The sequence below is a fragment of the Aeromonas sp. QDB03 genome (assembly GCF_027707985.1).
GTDB lineage: Bacteria > Pseudomonadota > Gammaproteobacteria > Enterobacterales > Aeromonadaceae > Aeromonas > Aeromonas hydrophila.
In genome coordinates this window covers 266,480-280,864 of sequence record NZ_JAPCJG010000003.1, presented here as the reverse complement: position 1 = coordinate 280,864, position 14,385 = coordinate 266,480, and the positions used below count along the sequence as shown (strand labels likewise).

The window sequence follows — 14,385 nt, the reverse complement described above, 5'->3', positions numbered from 1 at the left end:
TCAATCACGGTGAAACAGGGGCTCCAGCAGGCTCAGGTCGGGTTTGCCGGCCGCGTCCAGCAGATCGGCGGCCAGCCAGCGCCGGGTATCCAGGCCGGGGGCCTGATCCGGCGCCCATTCACCCGCCAGATGGAACAGCTGGTTCAGGCCGAGGCCGGATTCGAAGCAGGAGGAGACGATCACCTTGAGGCGCAGCTCGCGAGCGCGGGCAACCAGCGCCTCGCAGTGGGCCAGGGAGCCGAGCAGGGTGGGCTTGAGCACCAGGGCGCGCAGCTGGGGAATGGGCTCCCACGGCTTGCCCTGGGCCAGCAGCTCGTCGATGGCCACCGGCATGCCGGTACGGTTGGCCACGAAGGCGATGTCGGCAAAGTCGGCGCAGGGGTCTTCCAGGTACTCGATCCGGTTTGGATCCAGATGGCCGCAGAAGGCCCAGGCCTCCTCGCGGGTCCAGCCCTGGTTGGCGTCCAGCACCAGCTTGAGGGTAGGGATGCGGTCGCACAGCAGGCGGATCAGCGCCAGCTCGTCGCGCATGGGATAGCGGGCCACTTTCAGCTTGGCCTTGCTGGGGGTCTTGTGCAGCCAGTTCTTCCAGTGTTTGAGCAGCTCCTGGGGGGAACCCTGGATAAGCGGATAAGGCTCCGGCAGCGGGGTGGTCTGGGCAGGCCAGCAGCGGCGGGCGCAGTCCAGCCCGAATTGCACCGAAGGGAGTTGCGGGGTGATCTCCTGCCCCGCCGCCAGCAGTTCCAGACAGGCGATGGCTTCGGCTTGCGCCTCGGCCAGGCTCTCGCGGGAGAAGCCGGGCAGGGGGGCGATTTCCCCCCAGCCGTCGTCAACGCGGACCAGCAGGCCCTCTCGCGCCACCTCCACCTTGCCGTGAAAGGCCAGGGGCTGGGTAAAAGGCAGTTGGTAGCGATAGAGAGCGAGTGTCATCAGGGATTCCGCTTGTATTTGGAGAAGTCGGGACGGCGTTTCTCGTTGAACGCGTTGCGCCCTTCCTGACCCTCTTCGGTCATGTAGAACAGCATGGTGGCATTCCCCGCCAGCTCCTGCAAGCCGGCCTGGCCGTCGCAGTCGGCGTTGAGAGCGGCCTTCAGGCAGCGCAGCGCCATCGGGCTGTTCTGCAGCATCTCGCGGCACCAGCGCACGGTTTCACGCTCCAGCTCCGCCAGCGGCACGACGGTGTTGACCAGCCCCATGTCGAGGGCTTGCTTGGCATCGTACATGCGGCACAGGAACCAGATCTCGCGGGCCTTCTTCTGGCCGACGATGCGGGCCATGTAGGAGGCACCCCAGCCGCCGTCGAAGGAGCCCACTTTCGGACCGGTCTGGCCGAACTGAGCGTTGTCGGCGGCGATGGTCAGATCGCACATCATGTGCAGCACGTGGCCGCCACCGACCGCGTAGCCGGCCACCATGGCAACGACCGGTTTCGGGCAGGTGCGGATGTCGCGCTGGAAGTCGAGCACGTTGAGGTGATGGGTCCCCTCGTCATCGCGATAGCCACCGTAGTCGCCACGGATCTTCTGGTCACCGCCGGCGCAGAAGGCCTTCTCGCCAAAGCCGGTCAGGATGATGGTGCCGACCTGATCGTCGTAGCGGGCATCGGCCAGCGCCTGCAGCATCTCTTTGACGGTGCGGGGGCGGAAGGCGTTGCGTACCTGGGGGCGGTTGATGGTGATCTTGGCAATGCCATCGTCGGACTTGTGATAGAGGATATCCTCGTAACCGGCGGAGCAATCACGCCACTCGACGGGGGCATAGAGTTCCGCTTCAGTCATTGCTTCAATCATGACGCTTCTCTTCTTGTTGTTGGTTGACCCACTCCGCGAGGAGCCGGGCAAAAGTCTCAGGCTGGTGGGCATGCAGATTGTGGCCGCCATCCAGCTCCAAGTGGTTGATTTTGCGATGCTGACTCGCCATGAGGCAAGCCAGCTGATGGAATTTGTGATCCCGCTTGCCGCTCACGTAGGTGACCGGCAGCGCACCTTGCACCAGCCAGTCGCCGAGATCCGGCTGCTGGCCCAGGGAGGTGGCGCGCAGCATGGCGGCCACGGCCTTGCCGTCGTTGCCAAGGCGGCGGGCTATCTGGCGGGCGCGGGCATCCTCGCCCAGATCGGCGAACACCCCCTGCCGATACCAGTCGGCCAGCACGGTCGCCAGGGGCTCCTGCTCGAAGCGCCGGGCCCAGCCCTCATCGTGGGCGAGACGGGCGGGCCGCTCTGCCGGTGGTAGGCCGGGGTGGCAGTTCTCCAGCAGCAGGGCCTGCAGCCCAGCCGGCGACTGGCTGGCGTGATAGAGGGCGAGCCGCCCGCCCAGCGAATAGCCCACCAACAGGTAGCGACAGATGCCGCGCGCGGCCAGCTCGTCGCACAGCCAGCGATGGGCCTGCTCGAACCCCGCTACCCGCACTGCCTGGTTGCTGCCGTGGCCCGGCAGATCCAGCTCCAGGCTGGGGAGGTCGGCCAGGGCCGCCTGCACGGGTTGCCAGTCGTTGGCATCGCCGAGCAGGCCGTGCAGCAGCACCAGCGTCGGCTGGTCGGCACTAGCTGCCACGGATCGCGCTTCCCAGTGCCTTCAGATCCTCGGCGACTTCGCTGCTGGGGACCTTGATTTCAATCAGCGTTACCCCCTTTTCCAGTGCGGCGGCGTAATCCCGTTCAAAGTCGGCGAGGGTGGCCGGCGCCCGGTAGTGGAGGCCGAACATGGCGGCAGCGTGTTCGAAGTGCAGGCCGTGGGGCAGGCAGTAGTAGGTCTCCAGCAGCGCGTCCTGGGTCGGCACCGGCAGCATGCGAAAGATGCTGCCGCCGTCGTTGTTGAGCAGGATCACCACCAGCGGCCGGCTCGATTTGCCGAGCAGCGCCAGGCTGTTGAGGTCGTGCAGGGCGCTGAGATCGCCGAGCAGCAGGGTGGTGGGCTCATTGTTGCCCGATCCGACCGATTGCGCGAAGCCGTAGGCGGTGGCGATGAGGCCGTCGATGCCGGAGGCGCCGCGGTTGGTCATCACCCGGCTGGGGCCCTTGCCCACTTCGCCGAGCATGTCCATCAGCCGGGCCGGCATGCTGTTGCCGACAAACAGCTGGCCCCTGATCAATTGGTTCAGGCGGTGGCACACCCCGAGCTCGGAGAAACGCTCGCAGGCACTGCGCACCTGCTGGCTCACGGCCTGCTGGCGCTCCGCCAGCCGGTGCCAGGGCAGGTGCGGGTGCGCCACCGGATGGGCGGCGGCAAAGGCGCCGGGTTCGCACAGCAGGCGGCGGCGCAGCCGGTAGTCCGGGTCGAGCCGGGCTGGCTGCGGGTCGATGAGCCAGTATGCCTGCCAGGGCTGCTGCTTGATGAACTGACCGAGCCGCTTGGAAATGAGGCGGGCGCCAAATTGCAACAGCACCTCGGCCCGGGCCAGTTCGGCCACGAAGCCGCTGTGTTGCAGGGCGAGATCGGCGTGCACCAGGTTGCGGCCATCAAAGCGCAGCTGGCTCTGCAGGTCAGCCAGCAGTGGCCAGCCGAGCCGCTCGGCCAGGGCGGCGACCGCCTTGGCCTGGGCGGGATCCTGGATGCGGCCGGCGATGATGAGGCCGCGCTTGCCCTGCAGCTCGTCCCAGTCGGGCTGATGCGGGCAGGGGGCCTGCGCCAGTTGCCAGGGGCTCCAGGGCTCGGACGAGCGGAGCCAGTCGCCGAGGGGGGCCAGGTAGGCGGAGAAGTCCAGATAGGTGTCGCCCGGATAGAGGGGCTCCGGGTACATGCAGTTGAAGTGCACCGGCCCCGGCGTGCGCGCCTGCTGGGCCAGCGCCTGATCCACCGAGCTCAGCACGAAGGCGGCCGGGATGGTGGCGGTGGGGCTCGGCAGGTTCTGCTGATAGACGGGGTAGCGGCCGAAGATCCCCTGCTGATCGATGGCCTGGTTGGCGCCGTTGTCGATGAGTTCGGGCGGCCTGTCGGCAGAGAGGATGATGAGCGGCACGCCGGTGAGTTGCGCCTCGGCCACCGCCGGCCAGAGGTTGGCCACCGCGGTGCCCGAGGTCATGATCACCGCGACCGGGCGGCCGCTGCCCTTGGCCAGCCCCAGCGCCATGAAGCCGAGGCCGCGCTCGTCAAAGTGCAGATGGCGGCGAAAGCCGGGGTGGGCGGCGGCCGCCATGGTGAGCGGCGCCGAGCGCGAGCCGGAGGCCAGCGCGATGTCGCGCACGCCGAGGCGAAAGAGCTCCTCCAGCAAGAGGGAAGACCAGACGTGGTTGAAGGTGGCATGGTGGCTGGCAAACTCTTGACGCGCGGACATGAGGCTCTCGCAGTGAGGAAACGGTGAGAAAACGCTATCCCAGCAGGGAGAGCACGTTGGCGATCTTGTTGTCGAGTTCGGCCCACTCGGCGGCAGGCTCTGAACCCGCGACGATACCGGCGCCGGCAAACAGGGTGATGGCCTGTGCCGTGATGCGGGCGCTGCGGATGGCGACCGAGAACTCCGAGGTCTCCCGGCTCAGCATGCCGCAGGCGCCCGCATACCAGCCGCGATCATAGGGCTCGCGCTCGCGGATGAAGGCCAGCGCCGCCTCGCGCGGGGCACCGCCCACCGCGGGGGTGGGGTGCAGCGCTTCCAGCAGTTGCCAGTCGCAGACACCGGGCTTGAGCTCGGCCTCGATGTCGCACTTGAGGTGCTGCAGCAGCCGCAGTTTGAGAATGCGCGGCTCGGTCAGGCTGGCATCCGTGGTGAGCGGCGCCAGCCGGCTGAGGATGTCGGCGTGTACCAGCCGGTTTTCCAGCCGGTTCTTGCTGTCGGCCAGCAGCTCGGCGGCCAGTTGGGCATCAACCTCTTCGTCGCCGGAGCGGCGGATGGTGCCCGCCAGCGCCTCGGTGAAGAGGTGCTGATGTTCACGGCGATAGAGCCGCTCGGGGGAGCAGGCGATGAAGCTCTGCTCGGGCGAAAACTGGAAGCCGAAGTGAAAGCAGTCCTGACCGTGCTGTGCCCAGCTGGCCAACAGCGACCAGGGGGCGACGGCCTGCGGGTCGACCGCGTGCGTCGCACCGTCATGGGTGAGCCGGCTCTGGCGCGACAGCACCACCTTGGGGGTGTGGGCCTGGAAGTCGGGGGCGGTAACCTGCTCGACCAGGGTCTGCCACTGTGGCTGGCTCGGGCAATCTTCCCGCTGCCATGAATGACGAGTCAGCGGCGGCAGAGGGGCTTCCGGCCGAAGGGCGTCGAGGGCAGCGGCGGCGGCCTGCAGTTCGGCCTCGAAGGCGTCGCTGCCGGTCTGCTCTGGCAACCAGAGGTTGAGGCAGAGGGTGACGCACTCGCCACGGCGCACCAGCTCGATGCGGGGCAGCACGAAGCGGCAGGGGCCGAACCCCTGCCAGCCGGGCTGGGTGGGGTCGAACGCCAGTCCGCCATAGTAGCGGGGGCTGTCGTCATGGGGCTGGCTGGTCTGTTCGCAGACCTGACGGATCGCCTGGGATTCAGTCAGCTCGCTCAGGCAGCCCAGCGCCACGTATTCGGGACGGTCGTGTCCTCTGGCATGCCAATAGATACGGGGATAGAGGGTCTGCGCCGCGAGCCAGCCCAGAAAGGAGCCGACCTCGATTGCCACGCGCAGCCGTACGAAGCCGCTGGCATTGCCGTGACGCAGGGCGTCCAGTTGTTGCTTGATATGGGTCTGAGCCAACATGGATTTCGTCTATGAGCCGATAGTGACGGTCCATCCTGCAGAAGGATGCCGTTGGTTTATGCCAAAGGAGCGATTATTCCTATATATTATCTGCCCATTCGTCCATGTAAATCGCCCGGGGAGCTACCTCCCGAGGGGCCAAGTATACCGAAATCCGGTTCGATAACCCTTAACACGATCAATATCTGATTGTTTGGCCATCACAATATGACAAATACCTTATCTATTTGGTTGCTGGCGGCGCGTTTGCGAACGTTGCCGCTGGCGTGCTCCTCCATTTTGCTGGGTTCCGGGCTTGCGGCCAGCCGCGGTGCCTTCGACGGCACCATCATGGCACTCTCCCTGCTGACCGCCATTCTGCTGCAGATCCTCTCCAATCTGGCCAACGATTATGGGGATGCGGTATCCGGGGCGGACAATGGCGAGCGGATCGGCCCCCAGCGCGCCGTGGTCTCCGGCCTCATCACCCGCCGGCAGATGTGCGTGGCCATGGCGCTGACCGCGCTGGCCGCGGTGGTCAGCGGCCTCGCCCTGCTGGGCTGCGCTTTTGGCGATCAGTGGCTGCAGATCCTCACCTTCGTGCTGCTCGGCGGCGCCGCCATCGTCGCCGCCATCACCTACACGGTGGGCAAGACCCCTTACGGCTATCGCGGCTTCGGCGACATCTCGGTGTTCCTGTTCTTCGGCCTGCTGGGGGTGCTCGGCTCTTACTACCTGTTCACCAAGACCCTGCAGTGGGATCTGCTGCTGCCGGCCACCGCCTGCGGCCTGCTGGCCACTGCGGTGCTCAACATCAACAACGTGCGCGACATCGAGACCGACGCGGTCAGCGGCAAGATCACCCTGGCGGTGCGGCTCGGTCGCAACCGGGCCATCGCCTACCACTGGGTACTGCTGGGGGCGGCGTTGCTGACCACCATCGCCTTCCTGCTGACCCAGCCCGCCAGTTTCTGGCCCTGGATCTTCCTGCCGGCTATGAAGCCACTCACCGATGCCGCCAAGACCCTGCGCCAGAGCTTCGATGGCGAGGTGCTGACCGGCGCGCTCAAGAAGACCGCCATCAGCGCCTTCCTCTACAGCCTGTTGCTCTCCATCGGGCTGGCGCTCTCCTGACCGGGTGTCATGTGATCGGCAAGGCAAAAGGGCTCCCGGACGGGGGCCCTTTTTGTTGGTTGAGGTATGCTGGCCGGCCAATCACTCATCAGGCCGGAACGCCGCCATGCGCGACTCGCTCAAACAGAAAATCATTCAGGTGTGCCATCAGAAAATCGCGCAGAAGGGGGAGACTGTCGGCGTCTCCTTCTATGCGTTTTTTGCCAACCGCAATGACGACCCCGAGTTGCTGATGGAGGCGGCGACCTGGTGGATCCAGACCCAGCGCCTCGATCACTTCGAGAAGGCGAGGAAGATCCTCCAGCTGGTGGAGCAAGCGTAAAGGCGCGCTGAAACCAGGAGGGCTCCCGTGTGGGAGCCCTCCTTGATTCGCTGCTTGGTGCGGTGCACGGTGCCGGCGACTAGCTGACCCGTGCCAGCCGGGGTGCCCGACGGCGGGCGAAGAGCAGGCAGTCCAGCAGCCAGATCACCAGCATGGAGCCGCCCACCAGCGGGAAGCAGATACCGAGCAGGATCAACAGGGCAATGGCACCGCGCATGGGGGGCAGGCTGGCCGGCAAGGGCGGGGCGGCGAGGCGACCACTGGGGCGGCGGCTCCACCAGATCCAGAGCCCGCTCACCGAGCTCAGCAACACCAGCAGGCAGATGAGCAGCATGGCCAGCTGGTGCGGCCAGCCGTAGAGCTTGCCCATGTGCAGCATGACGCCGGTTTCCACCGTCTTGGCGACCGGGCCGTAGTCTTGCCAGCGCACGTCGGCCAGCACCTTGCCGCTGTATTGATCGATGTGCAGGGTGGCATCGTTGCGCGGATCATCGGCCGAGATGGCGATGGTGTAGACGCCGCTCGCCCCGGCCGGTGGCGTGATGCTGTAGCCCGGCGTGACCTGGCGCGCAGCGGCGATCTCCACCACCTGTTGCAGCGGGATGCGGTGCTCCGCCATCACCATGCCGTCGTGCTCGCCGCCGTGACCCATGGCGCTGTGGTCGTGGGCCTTGGGCTCGGCCGAGCTGGGGATGGGGGTGTTCTCGACCGCCCAGGGGACTGTCTGTTGATGGGAATGGTTGAGGCTGCGCGCCAGGGGAGCCGACTTGGGTACCTCGTTCCACATGGCGGCCGGGAAGCGATTCCAGACGGCGGCAAACTGATCGCCCCAGAAGCCGGTCCAGGTCATGCCGCTCAAGAGCAGCAGCAGCAGGAAACCGGCTCCCCAGAAACCGACCACGGCGTGCAGGTCGCGCCACCAGAGCCGCCCGCGCTGGCTCCAGCGCGGCCACAGGATGCCGCCGACTCCTGGCCCCTTGCGTGGCCACCAGAGATAGAGCCCGCTGATGAGCAGCACTATGCCCCAGCCGGCGGCCAGCTCGATCAGCCGATCCCCTATGGTGCCGAGCAGCAGGTCGGCGTGCAGGGCGCGCGCCACCGCCTGCAGATTCCACTTGTTGTCCAGAGTGCCGAGCAGGGCGCCGCTGGCGGGATCGAGGAACAGGGTCAGCTCGTTGCCGCCCTGGCGGACGATGAACTGGGCGCTGGCCTCCGGGCTGACCGGTGGCAGGTACTTGCTCAGGCTGGCATCCGGCATGGCCACCATCGCCTTGACCAGCAGCTGATCGGCGCTGAGCGGCTGGCTGACGGGGGCGACCTTCATCAGCTCGGGGTACATCAGGTTGTCGAGCTGGGGCTTGAACAGATAGACGATCCCGGTCAGCGAGAGCAGGATCAGGAAGGGGGCGACGAAGAGACCCGCATAGAAGTGCCAGCGCCAGATGCGCTGATAGTGGTTCGCGTCCCGATTTTTCATCTCTGTTCCTTGCGCCGTGAGTTAACGTTTCAGTTGGTGGAATGTTGGTGGCGGCGCGGATGATAGCAGCAACGTTTTGTTAACTGCAACAGAACATGGCGGCTGGCCGATGTGGCGGGCAAGGGCGTGCTGAGCCGGCGGCCAGTGGGTCAACCGGTGACGCAGTCCATCCAGGCTAGCGTCTGGCAGAATGGACTTTTTGCAGAGAAATCCTTACCTTGTTGCAACATAAAAGGGTGCTTGCGCGACGAAAAATCCAGGGAAGGAGGCAGACGTGAAGTTGCAACCACACGGCCATTTCGAGATGCAGCGACGCGGTCAGGTGCTGATCTGCCGCCCGAGCGGCCCCTTCAATCTGGCGGGGGCCATGGCCTATGAGGCCCAGTTCAGCCAGCAGATCGCCAGCCTGCGCGACGCGCCCTGGGGCATTGTCGAAGTGGCGACCGAGTTCGAGGCAGCGGGCCCCGAGGTGCTGGCCCGCTTTCGCCGCCAGTTCGGCTGGTGCGCCAGCAACGGCTGCGCCTTTCTGGCGGTGGTGCTGGCGGGCAGCTTCAAGCAGTATCTGGCGGATCAGGTGTTCAGCGGTTTGCCGTTTCAGGGCGTCCGCTACTTCGAGCAGACCGACGAGGCGCTGCAGTGGCTGGAACGGCAACTGGCCGGGCTGGTCTGACGGCACGGCAGGCTGATTATTACCCCCAGCTCAATTGAGCTTGATAAACCACTTGTCCCGCTCGTCGACGCAGTCGGGTTCGCCCATTTCAAATTCACGGCATATCAAGGGGCGGACTTCGTAGATGCGGCACATCATGGTGTTGCGGTCGAGCGCCGCGCACCAGCCATCTTCCAGCCGGTGCATCACAGGCACTTCACCTTCTCGCTCTTCCACATAGCGATCCGGTACGCCGGTATCGGTAAACAGCATCACCTCGAGGCGGCAGCAGCAGGCTTCGCAGTTCTGGCAGCTCACTTCGGGTCGGGTTGTCTGGGTCATGGCATCTGCCTTGTTCTCATGGGCACGGATAAATATGAAACAGGCGCCGAACCGGCGCCTGTGTCGTGAACCTTAGCCCAGCTTGCGAGCGCGGTAGCTGCGCCCCTTGATCTTGCCTTCCTGCAGCCGCTTGAGGGCGGCGCTCGCCACCTGGCGCTTCACCGCCACGTAGGAGTACTGCTCGGAAATCTGGATCTTGCCCACATCGGCCCCGGCAATGCCGCCTTCGCCAGTCAGGGCGCCGAGGATGTCACCGGCGCGCACCTTGCTCTTGCGGCCCGCATCGATGGAGAGGGTCACCATCTGCGGTGCGATCGGCTTGATGTCGCGGCCGATCCCGGCCAGGTCGCCCTGGGGAATGGGGGCCTGCTGGTACTCCTCGATGAAGTTGACGCGCTGGGCCTCGTTCGGCTGGTAGAGGCTCAGTGCCAGGCCCTGCTGGCCGGCGCGGCCGGTACGGCCGATCCGGTGCACGTGCACCTCGGGGTCGTAGGTCAGCTCGTAGTTGATGACTGCCCCCAGTTCCTTGATGTCGAGACCGCGGGCGGCCACATCGGTAGCCACCAGGATGGTGGCGCTGCCGTTGGCGAAGCGCACCAGCACCTGATCCCGCTCGCGCTGCTCCAGGTCGCCGTTCAGCGCCAGCGCCGAGAAGCCCTTGGCGGCCAGGTGATCGGCCACGTCGTTGCAGGCCCGCTTGGTGTTGCAGAACACCACGCAGGAGCTCGGCTGGTAGTGGCTGAGCAACCAGCCGAGGGCGTCGAGGCGCTGGCCGGCCGGCACTTCATACAGCTTCTGCTTGATGGCGCTGTCTTCGTGCAGGGACTCCACGCTCACCTCGACCGGGTTGCGCTGCACACCGCGGCTCATCTGGGCGATCCCCTCCGGATAGGTGGCGGAGAACAGCAGGGTCTGCCGATCGCGCGGGGCGTGGCTGATGACCCGGTTGATGTCTTCGCCAAAGCCCATGTCCAGCATGCGATCCGCTTCGTCCAGCACCAGCGTCTTGAGGCCGTCCAGCTCGAGGGTGCCCTGCTCCAGGTGCTTGAGGATCCGGCCCGGGGTGCCGACGGCGATGTGGGCGCCAAAGCTCAGGGTGGCGGATTGCGGTGCGGTCGGGGTGCCGCCGCACAGGGTGACCAGCTTGACGTTGGGCAGGGTACGGGCAAGACGGCGGATCTCGGTGGCAACCTGATCGGCCAGCTCGCGGGTCGGACAGAGCACCAGCGCCTGCACCTCGAGTCGGTTGACATCGAGGTTGGCAAGCAGGCCGAGGCCGAAGGCGGCGGTCTTGCCGCTGCCGGTTTTTGCCTTGGCGATCAGGTCTTTGCCATCGAGTACCAGGGGCAGGCTCTGGGCCTGGATCGGGGTCATCTGCAGATAACCCAGGCTGGCGAGGTTGTCCTGCAGGGCGGGGGAGAGGTTCAGGCTGCTAAATTCGTTGTTCACAAAAAGACTCTATATCGGAGAAAACGGGCTGCGCCGTGCGCAAGGGCGCGCATTGTACCAGAAAGCGCTGCCGGGTGTGGCGGATTTTTGAACGACTGGACGGCGACGGTGGCGAGGCTGCGGCCGGGGGAAAACGGTGGCGGCATGTTGTCCGGCTCGCCTGAAAATACCCCACTGCCTTTCGGGAATTAGCTGAAAGAAGCCGGGCCATTCATCGCAAATAAGATAAACGTTTGTCATTTTGATTTGATTAAATAAATTCGCCGTAAATTTAACCTCACCGCTATGACGCCATTCGCCAGGTTTTAAATAAATGTGAGAAAGCTGTGAAAATAGCCCTTTCAGACGGAGTGGTTTATTTTCAACTTGCTGTTTATTAATGGTTTTTATGTTTATTGAACAACGATTAGATGCTTGCGTGAGCGTTTAATTAATTTAAAAACGTTTGTATTATCCAGCATGCATATTTTTACCGCAGATTGTGATGGCTATCTGATTTTTAAATATGCAAATGTCTATGATGGCGCCGGTCAAAAAATTACAAATTACTCAGGTGCTACTGGTATGGAATACGTTCACTTTGTGCTCGGACTCGTGATGGTCCTCGCTCTTGCTTTGCTGGCCAACCGCCACAACTGGAAACAGATCAAACTGCGTTATATCGGCCAACTGCTGGTGGTCGAACTGGCGCTGGCCTGGTTCATGCTGAACTCCGAAGTGGGTCTGGCGGTGGTGGGTGGCTTCGCGGCCGGCTTCACCAAGTTGATGGAGTTTGCCAAACAGGGTACCGACTTCGTGTTCGGCGGCCTGGTCAATGAAGGGGCCTTCTCCTTCTTCCTGATGGTACTGATGCCCATCGTCTTCATCTCCGTGCTGATCGGTATCCTGCAGTACATCCGTCTGCTGCCGCTGGTGATCCGCGGCATCGGTACCGTGCTGGCCAAGATCAACGGCATGGGCAAGCTGGAGTCCTTCAACGCCATCAGCTCCATGATCGTCGGCCAGTCCGAGAACTTCATCGCGCTCAAGAACATCCTGCCGCACCTGAACGAGAAGCAGATGTACACCCTGGCCGCCACTGCCATGTCCACCGTCTCCATGTCCATCGTCGGTGCCTACATGCAGCTGATCGAGCCGCGCTACGTGGTGGCCGCGCTGGTGCTCAACATGTTCAGCACCTTCATCGTGCTGTCGCTGATCAACCCCTACGAGCCGGACAACACAGTGACCGATGCCAAGGCGCTGGCCGAAGGTGACGAGCACCACAGCCCGAAGAAAGAGAACTTCTTCGAGATGCTGGGCGAGTACATCATGGCCGGTTTCACCGTGGCGGTCATCGTGGGCGCCATGCTGGTCGGCTTCATCGCCCTGATTGCCCTCATCAACTACCTGTTCGAGATGGCATTCGGCGTCAACTTCCAGTTCGTCATGGGCTACCTCTTCTACCCGATCGCCTGGATCCTGGGCATCCCGAGTGGTGAGGCGCTGCAAGCCGGCTCCATCATGGCGACCAAGCTGGTGACCAACGAGTTCGTGGCCATGATGGATCTGGGCAAGATTGCTGCCCAGCTCTCTCCGCGCACCATCGGCATCCTCTCCATCTTCATGGTGTCGTTCGCCAACTTCAGCTCCATCGGCATCATCGCCGGTGCGGTGAAGGCGCTGAACGAAGAGAAGGGCAACATGGTCTCCCGCTTCGGTCTGAAGCTGGTGTACGGCTCCACCCTGGTGAGCCTGCTCTCCGCCGTGATTGCCGGTGTGATGCTGTAATACAGCCACCCGCTCTTACCATGACAAACCCCTGCCTCGGCAGGGGTTTGTTTTTTGGGGCAACAGCAGGCGCTAGCTGGCCTGACGGACCGCTAGCCTGGCCAGTGGGCCCAGTAACCGGCGGCCAGCAGGGTGAGAGTGCAAAAGCCGGTCTCGACGGCGCCGCCGCTTTTGAGCGGCCAGCCCGGCAGCCGGTAGCGGCGCTTGCTGGGCCATAGCAGCGGAATGCCGGCCGGGGTGAGCCAGTCTCCCAGCAGGTGGCTGAGGTAGCCGATGATAAGGGCATCCTTGACGCCGGTGGGCAGCAGGGCGGGAGCCAGGCTCTGATCCAGTCCCCAGATGGCGGCGGCCACCGCCAGCAGGCTGTGGGTGAAGCCGCGATGGCCGAACAGCCGCGACAAGGGTTTGGAAATCCAGGGCAGGCGTTGCCCCAGCACCGACTTGGGGTGGTCGAGGTCCGGCAGCAGGGCGCTGGCCAGTGCGGCAGGAATGGTGTGCCACAGGCTGGCGTCGGCCAGGGCCGGCGTCAGCTGGAGTTTGTGGGCGAGCAGGGTGCAGGTAACGGAGAAGAGCAGGTGCCCTTGGGCGGTCATGATGGCTACGACATGGGGAAAATGGCGGCGCATCTTACCAGTGTCGCGGGCCATTGCAGCAAAAAACCGGGGCCCGAGGGGCAGCCCGGTCATTAACTGCGCGGATCTTCCACCTTGGCGTCGGCGGGTACCCGTTTTTTGCCCAGCACCATGGCGCGCACCAGGTCGCTGCGGGTGAGGCGGTCGGTCAGGATCACCACGGCCGCATGGACGCCAACGGCGGCCATCAGGGTGTTGGCGGCGACCTCGTGCAGCTCCTCCAGCCAGTCTTCGCCCCAGAAGGCATCCCAGGTGGTGAGCCAGCCGGTGACCACGGTGCCGACCAGCGACAGCAGCAGCAGCCAGATCATCAGGGCGCCGACCGGGTTGTGGCCGAGGTAGTAGGGGTGACGCCTCTGGGCCAGTTGACGCAGGTAGTAGCGCACCCGGGCCGGGGTCGGCCACCACTGGCCGAAGCGGGCGTAATGGGGACCGACCAGCCCCCACAGCAGGCGGATGATCAGCAGGATGCCCACTGTGTAGCCGGAATATTTGTGGGGCTTGCTGCCCTCTTCCAGCACGAAGAAGTTGAGCAGGCAGAGGGTGACGGTGGCCCAGTGAAACACCCGGATGAGGGGATCCCAGACTTTCACTTCAGACGAGGTTGTCATGGCGTGGCTCCATAGAAAGGGCCGGCAGGAGACCGGCCCATGGCCGGATTATTCGTCGATCTCTTCTTTCACTTTCTTCAGGTCGGTCGGATCGAAGTAGATCTCGACTTTGCGCTTCTCCTTGTCCCAACCGTAAATCTCGTAGCAGTTGGTTTTGGTGACCTTGAACTTCTTGATGTCGTAGCCCATCGCCTTGATCTGCTGCTGGGCGTCGGCTTCGCTCATCCACTTGCTCTTGTCGGCCTGGGTACATTGGGGATCGGCCAGGGCTGCGCCGCTCAACAGGGGGATCAGTAACAACAGGGGGGTCAGTTTCATTGCTTGCTCCTTGCGGGTGGTTGGGTCAACAGCCACAAGGTTAGTTCA

The 14,385-nt window shown here is 64.3% G+C and carries 15 protein-coding genes; 4 read left to right on the top strand and 11 right to left on the bottom strand.

All coding sequences use genetic code 11. The annotated features are described in order from the left end of the window. The 5 genes from menC to PG900_RS10530 are packed head-to-tail and all read right to left on the bottom strand — an operon-like array spanning position 1 to position 5,654. A complete protein-coding gene (menC, locus tag PG900_RS10550) occupies positions 1-930 on the bottom strand; it encodes an o-succinylbenzoate synthase (RefSeq protein ID WP_270831427.1) in 930 nt (309 codons plus the stop codon). Continuing rightward, positions 930-1,790: a 1,4-dihydroxy-2-naphthoyl-CoA synthase gene (gene menB / locus PG900_RS10545; protein WP_039215084.1), complete on the bottom strand. Its 861-nt coding sequence runs from the start codon at positions 1,788-1,790 to the stop codon at positions 930-932. The genes menC and menB overlap by 1 nt, the downstream gene beginning before the upstream one ends. Further along, positions 1,783-2,553, bottom strand: coding sequence for a 2-succinyl-6-hydroxy-2,4-cyclohexadiene-1-carboxylate synthase (gene menH, locus PG900_RS10540; RefSeq protein WP_270831426.1), 771 nt, complete (start codon positions 2,551-2,553; stop codon positions 1,783-1,785). The genes menB and menH overlap by 8 nt, the downstream gene beginning before the upstream one ends. Then, positions 2,543-4,273, bottom strand: coding sequence for a 2-succinyl-5-enolpyruvyl-6-hydroxy-3-cyclohexene-1-carboxylic-acid synthase (gene menD / locus PG900_RS10535; protein WP_270798267.1), 1,731 nt, complete (start codon positions 4,271-4,273; stop codon positions 2,543-2,545). The genes menH and menD overlap by 11 nt, the downstream gene beginning before the upstream one ends. Before the next feature lie 34 nt (positions 4,274-4,307). Beyond that, positions 4,308-5,654, bottom strand: a complete 1,347-nt coding sequence (locus tag PG900_RS10530) for an isochorismate synthase (protein WP_270798266.1) — start codon at positions 5,652-5,654, stop codon at positions 4,308-4,310. A 207-nt stretch (positions 5,655-5,861) separates the two neighbouring features. Between PG900_RS10530 and PG900_RS10525 the strand changes: the two genes are divergently transcribed. After that, entirely contained in the window at positions 5,862-6,767 is a 906-nt protein-coding gene (locus PG900_RS10525; RefSeq protein WP_024943656.1) for a 1,4-dihydroxy-2-naphthoate polyprenyltransferase, read from the top strand. Positions 6,768-6,873: 106 nt separating this feature from the next. Continuing rightward, positions 6,874-7,089, top strand: a complete 216-nt coding sequence (locus PG900_RS10520) for a DUF6500 family protein (RefSeq protein ID WP_029304506.1) — start codon at positions 6,874-6,876, stop codon at positions 7,087-7,089. Between the two features lie 79 nt (positions 7,090-7,168). Here the strand turns inward: PG900_RS10520 and PG900_RS10515 are convergent, their stop codons facing one another. Beyond that, positions 7,169-8,566, bottom strand: a complete 1,398-nt coding sequence (locus PG900_RS10515) for a PepSY-associated TM helix domain-containing protein (RefSeq protein ID WP_270798265.1) — start codon at positions 8,564-8,566, stop codon at positions 7,169-7,171. Positions 8,567-8,840: 274 nt separating this feature from the next. On the opposite strand from PG900_RS10515, the gene PG900_RS10510 reads away from it, so the two are divergent. Then, complete coding sequence (locus PG900_RS10510) at positions 8,841-9,236, top strand: hypothetical protein (protein ID WP_024943653.1); 396 nt, start codon at positions 8,841-8,843, stop codon at positions 9,234-9,236. 30 nt (positions 9,237-9,266) lie between these two features. Here PG900_RS10510 and PG900_RS10505 read toward each other — a convergent pair whose 3' ends face one another. Both PG900_RS10505 and dbpA read right to left on the bottom strand, forming a co-directional pair. Then, complete coding sequence (locus PG900_RS10505; RefSeq protein WP_016349308.1) at positions 9,267-9,557, bottom strand: YkgJ family cysteine cluster protein; 291 nt, start codon at positions 9,555-9,557, stop codon at positions 9,267-9,269. A gap of 72 nt (positions 9,558-9,629) precedes the next feature. Next, on the bottom strand, positions 9,630-11,006 hold the full coding sequence (gene dbpA, locus PG900_RS10500) for an ATP-dependent RNA helicase DbpA (protein WP_270831425.1): 1,377 nt from the start codon (positions 11,004-11,006) through the stop codon (positions 9,630-9,632). A gap of 564 nt (positions 11,007-11,570) precedes the next feature. Between dbpA and PG900_RS10495 the strand changes: the two genes are divergently transcribed. Beyond that, a complete protein-coding gene (locus PG900_RS10495; protein ID WP_016349310.1) occupies positions 11,571-12,776 on the top strand; it encodes a NupC/NupG family nucleoside CNT transporter in 1,206 nt (401 codons plus the stop codon). A 92-nt stretch (positions 12,777-12,868) separates the two neighbouring features. Here PG900_RS10495 and PG900_RS10490 read toward each other — a convergent pair whose 3' ends face one another. From PG900_RS10490 to PG900_RS10480, 3 genes are all read right to left on the bottom strand, one after another. Further along, positions 12,869-13,369 carry a metal-dependent hydrolase gene (locus PG900_RS10490; RefSeq protein ID WP_039215114.1) on the bottom strand — a complete coding sequence of 167 codons (501 nt, stop codon included), beginning with the start codon at positions 13,367-13,369 and terminating at the stop codon, positions 12,869-12,871. 92 nt (positions 13,370-13,461) lie between these two features. Next, positions 13,462-14,019, bottom strand: coding sequence for a cytochrome b/b6 domain-containing protein (locus PG900_RS10485; RefSeq protein WP_270831424.1), 558 nt, complete (start codon positions 14,017-14,019; stop codon positions 13,462-13,464). Positions 14,020-14,067: 48 nt separating this feature from the next. Then, positions 14,068-14,337 (bottom strand): PepSY domain-containing protein, encoded by a 270-nt coding sequence (locus tag PG900_RS10480; protein ID WP_011704515.1) that lies wholly within the window; start codon positions 14,335-14,337, stop codon positions 14,068-14,070. Positions 14,338-14,385 lie beyond the last annotated feature (48 nt).

Coding starts and splice junctions, on each gene's coding strand:
- PG900_RS10515 (WP_270798265.1), bottom strand. CDS start 8,566: ATGAAAAATCGGGACGCGAACCACTATCAGCGCATCTGGCGCTGGCAC.
- PG900_RS10495 (WP_016349310.1), top strand. CDS start 11,571: ATGGAATACGTTCACTTTGTGCTCGGACTCGTGATGGTCCTCGCTCTT.
- menD (WP_270798267.1), bottom strand. CDS start 4,273: ATGTCCGCGCGTCAAGAGTTTGCCAGCCACCATGCCACCTTCAACCAC.
- PG900_RS10485 (WP_270831424.1), bottom strand. CDS start 14,019: ATGACAACCTCGTCTGAAGTGAAAGTCTGGGATCCCCTCATCCGGGTG.
- PG900_RS10525 (WP_024943656.1), top strand. CDS start 5,862: ATGACAAATACCTTATCTATTTGGTTGCTGGCGGCGCGTTTGCGAACG.
- menC (WP_270831427.1), bottom strand. CDS start 930: ATGACACTCGCTCTCTATCGCTACCAACTGCCTTTTACCCAGCCCCTG.
- PG900_RS10520 (WP_029304506.1), top strand. CDS start 6,874: ATGCGCGACTCGCTCAAACAGAAAATCATTCAGGTGTGCCATCAGAAA.
- menB (WP_039215084.1), bottom strand. CDS start 1,790: ATGATTGAAGCAATGACTGAAGCGGAACTCTATGCCCCCGTCGAGTGG.
- PG900_RS10505 (WP_016349308.1), bottom strand. CDS start 9,557: ATGACCCAGACAACCCGACCCGAAGTGAGCTGCCAGAACTGCGAAGCC.
- PG900_RS10530 (WP_270798266.1), bottom strand. CDS start 5,654: ATGTTGGCTCAGACCCATATCAAGCAACAACTGGACGCCCTGCGTCAC.
- PG900_RS10490 (WP_039215114.1), bottom strand. CDS start 13,369: ATGACCGCCCAAGGGCACCTGCTCTTCTCCGTTACCTGCACCCTGCTC.
- PG900_RS10480 (WP_011704515.1), bottom strand. CDS start 14,337: ATGAAACTGACCCCCCTGTTGTTACTGATCCCCCTGTTGAGCGGCGCA.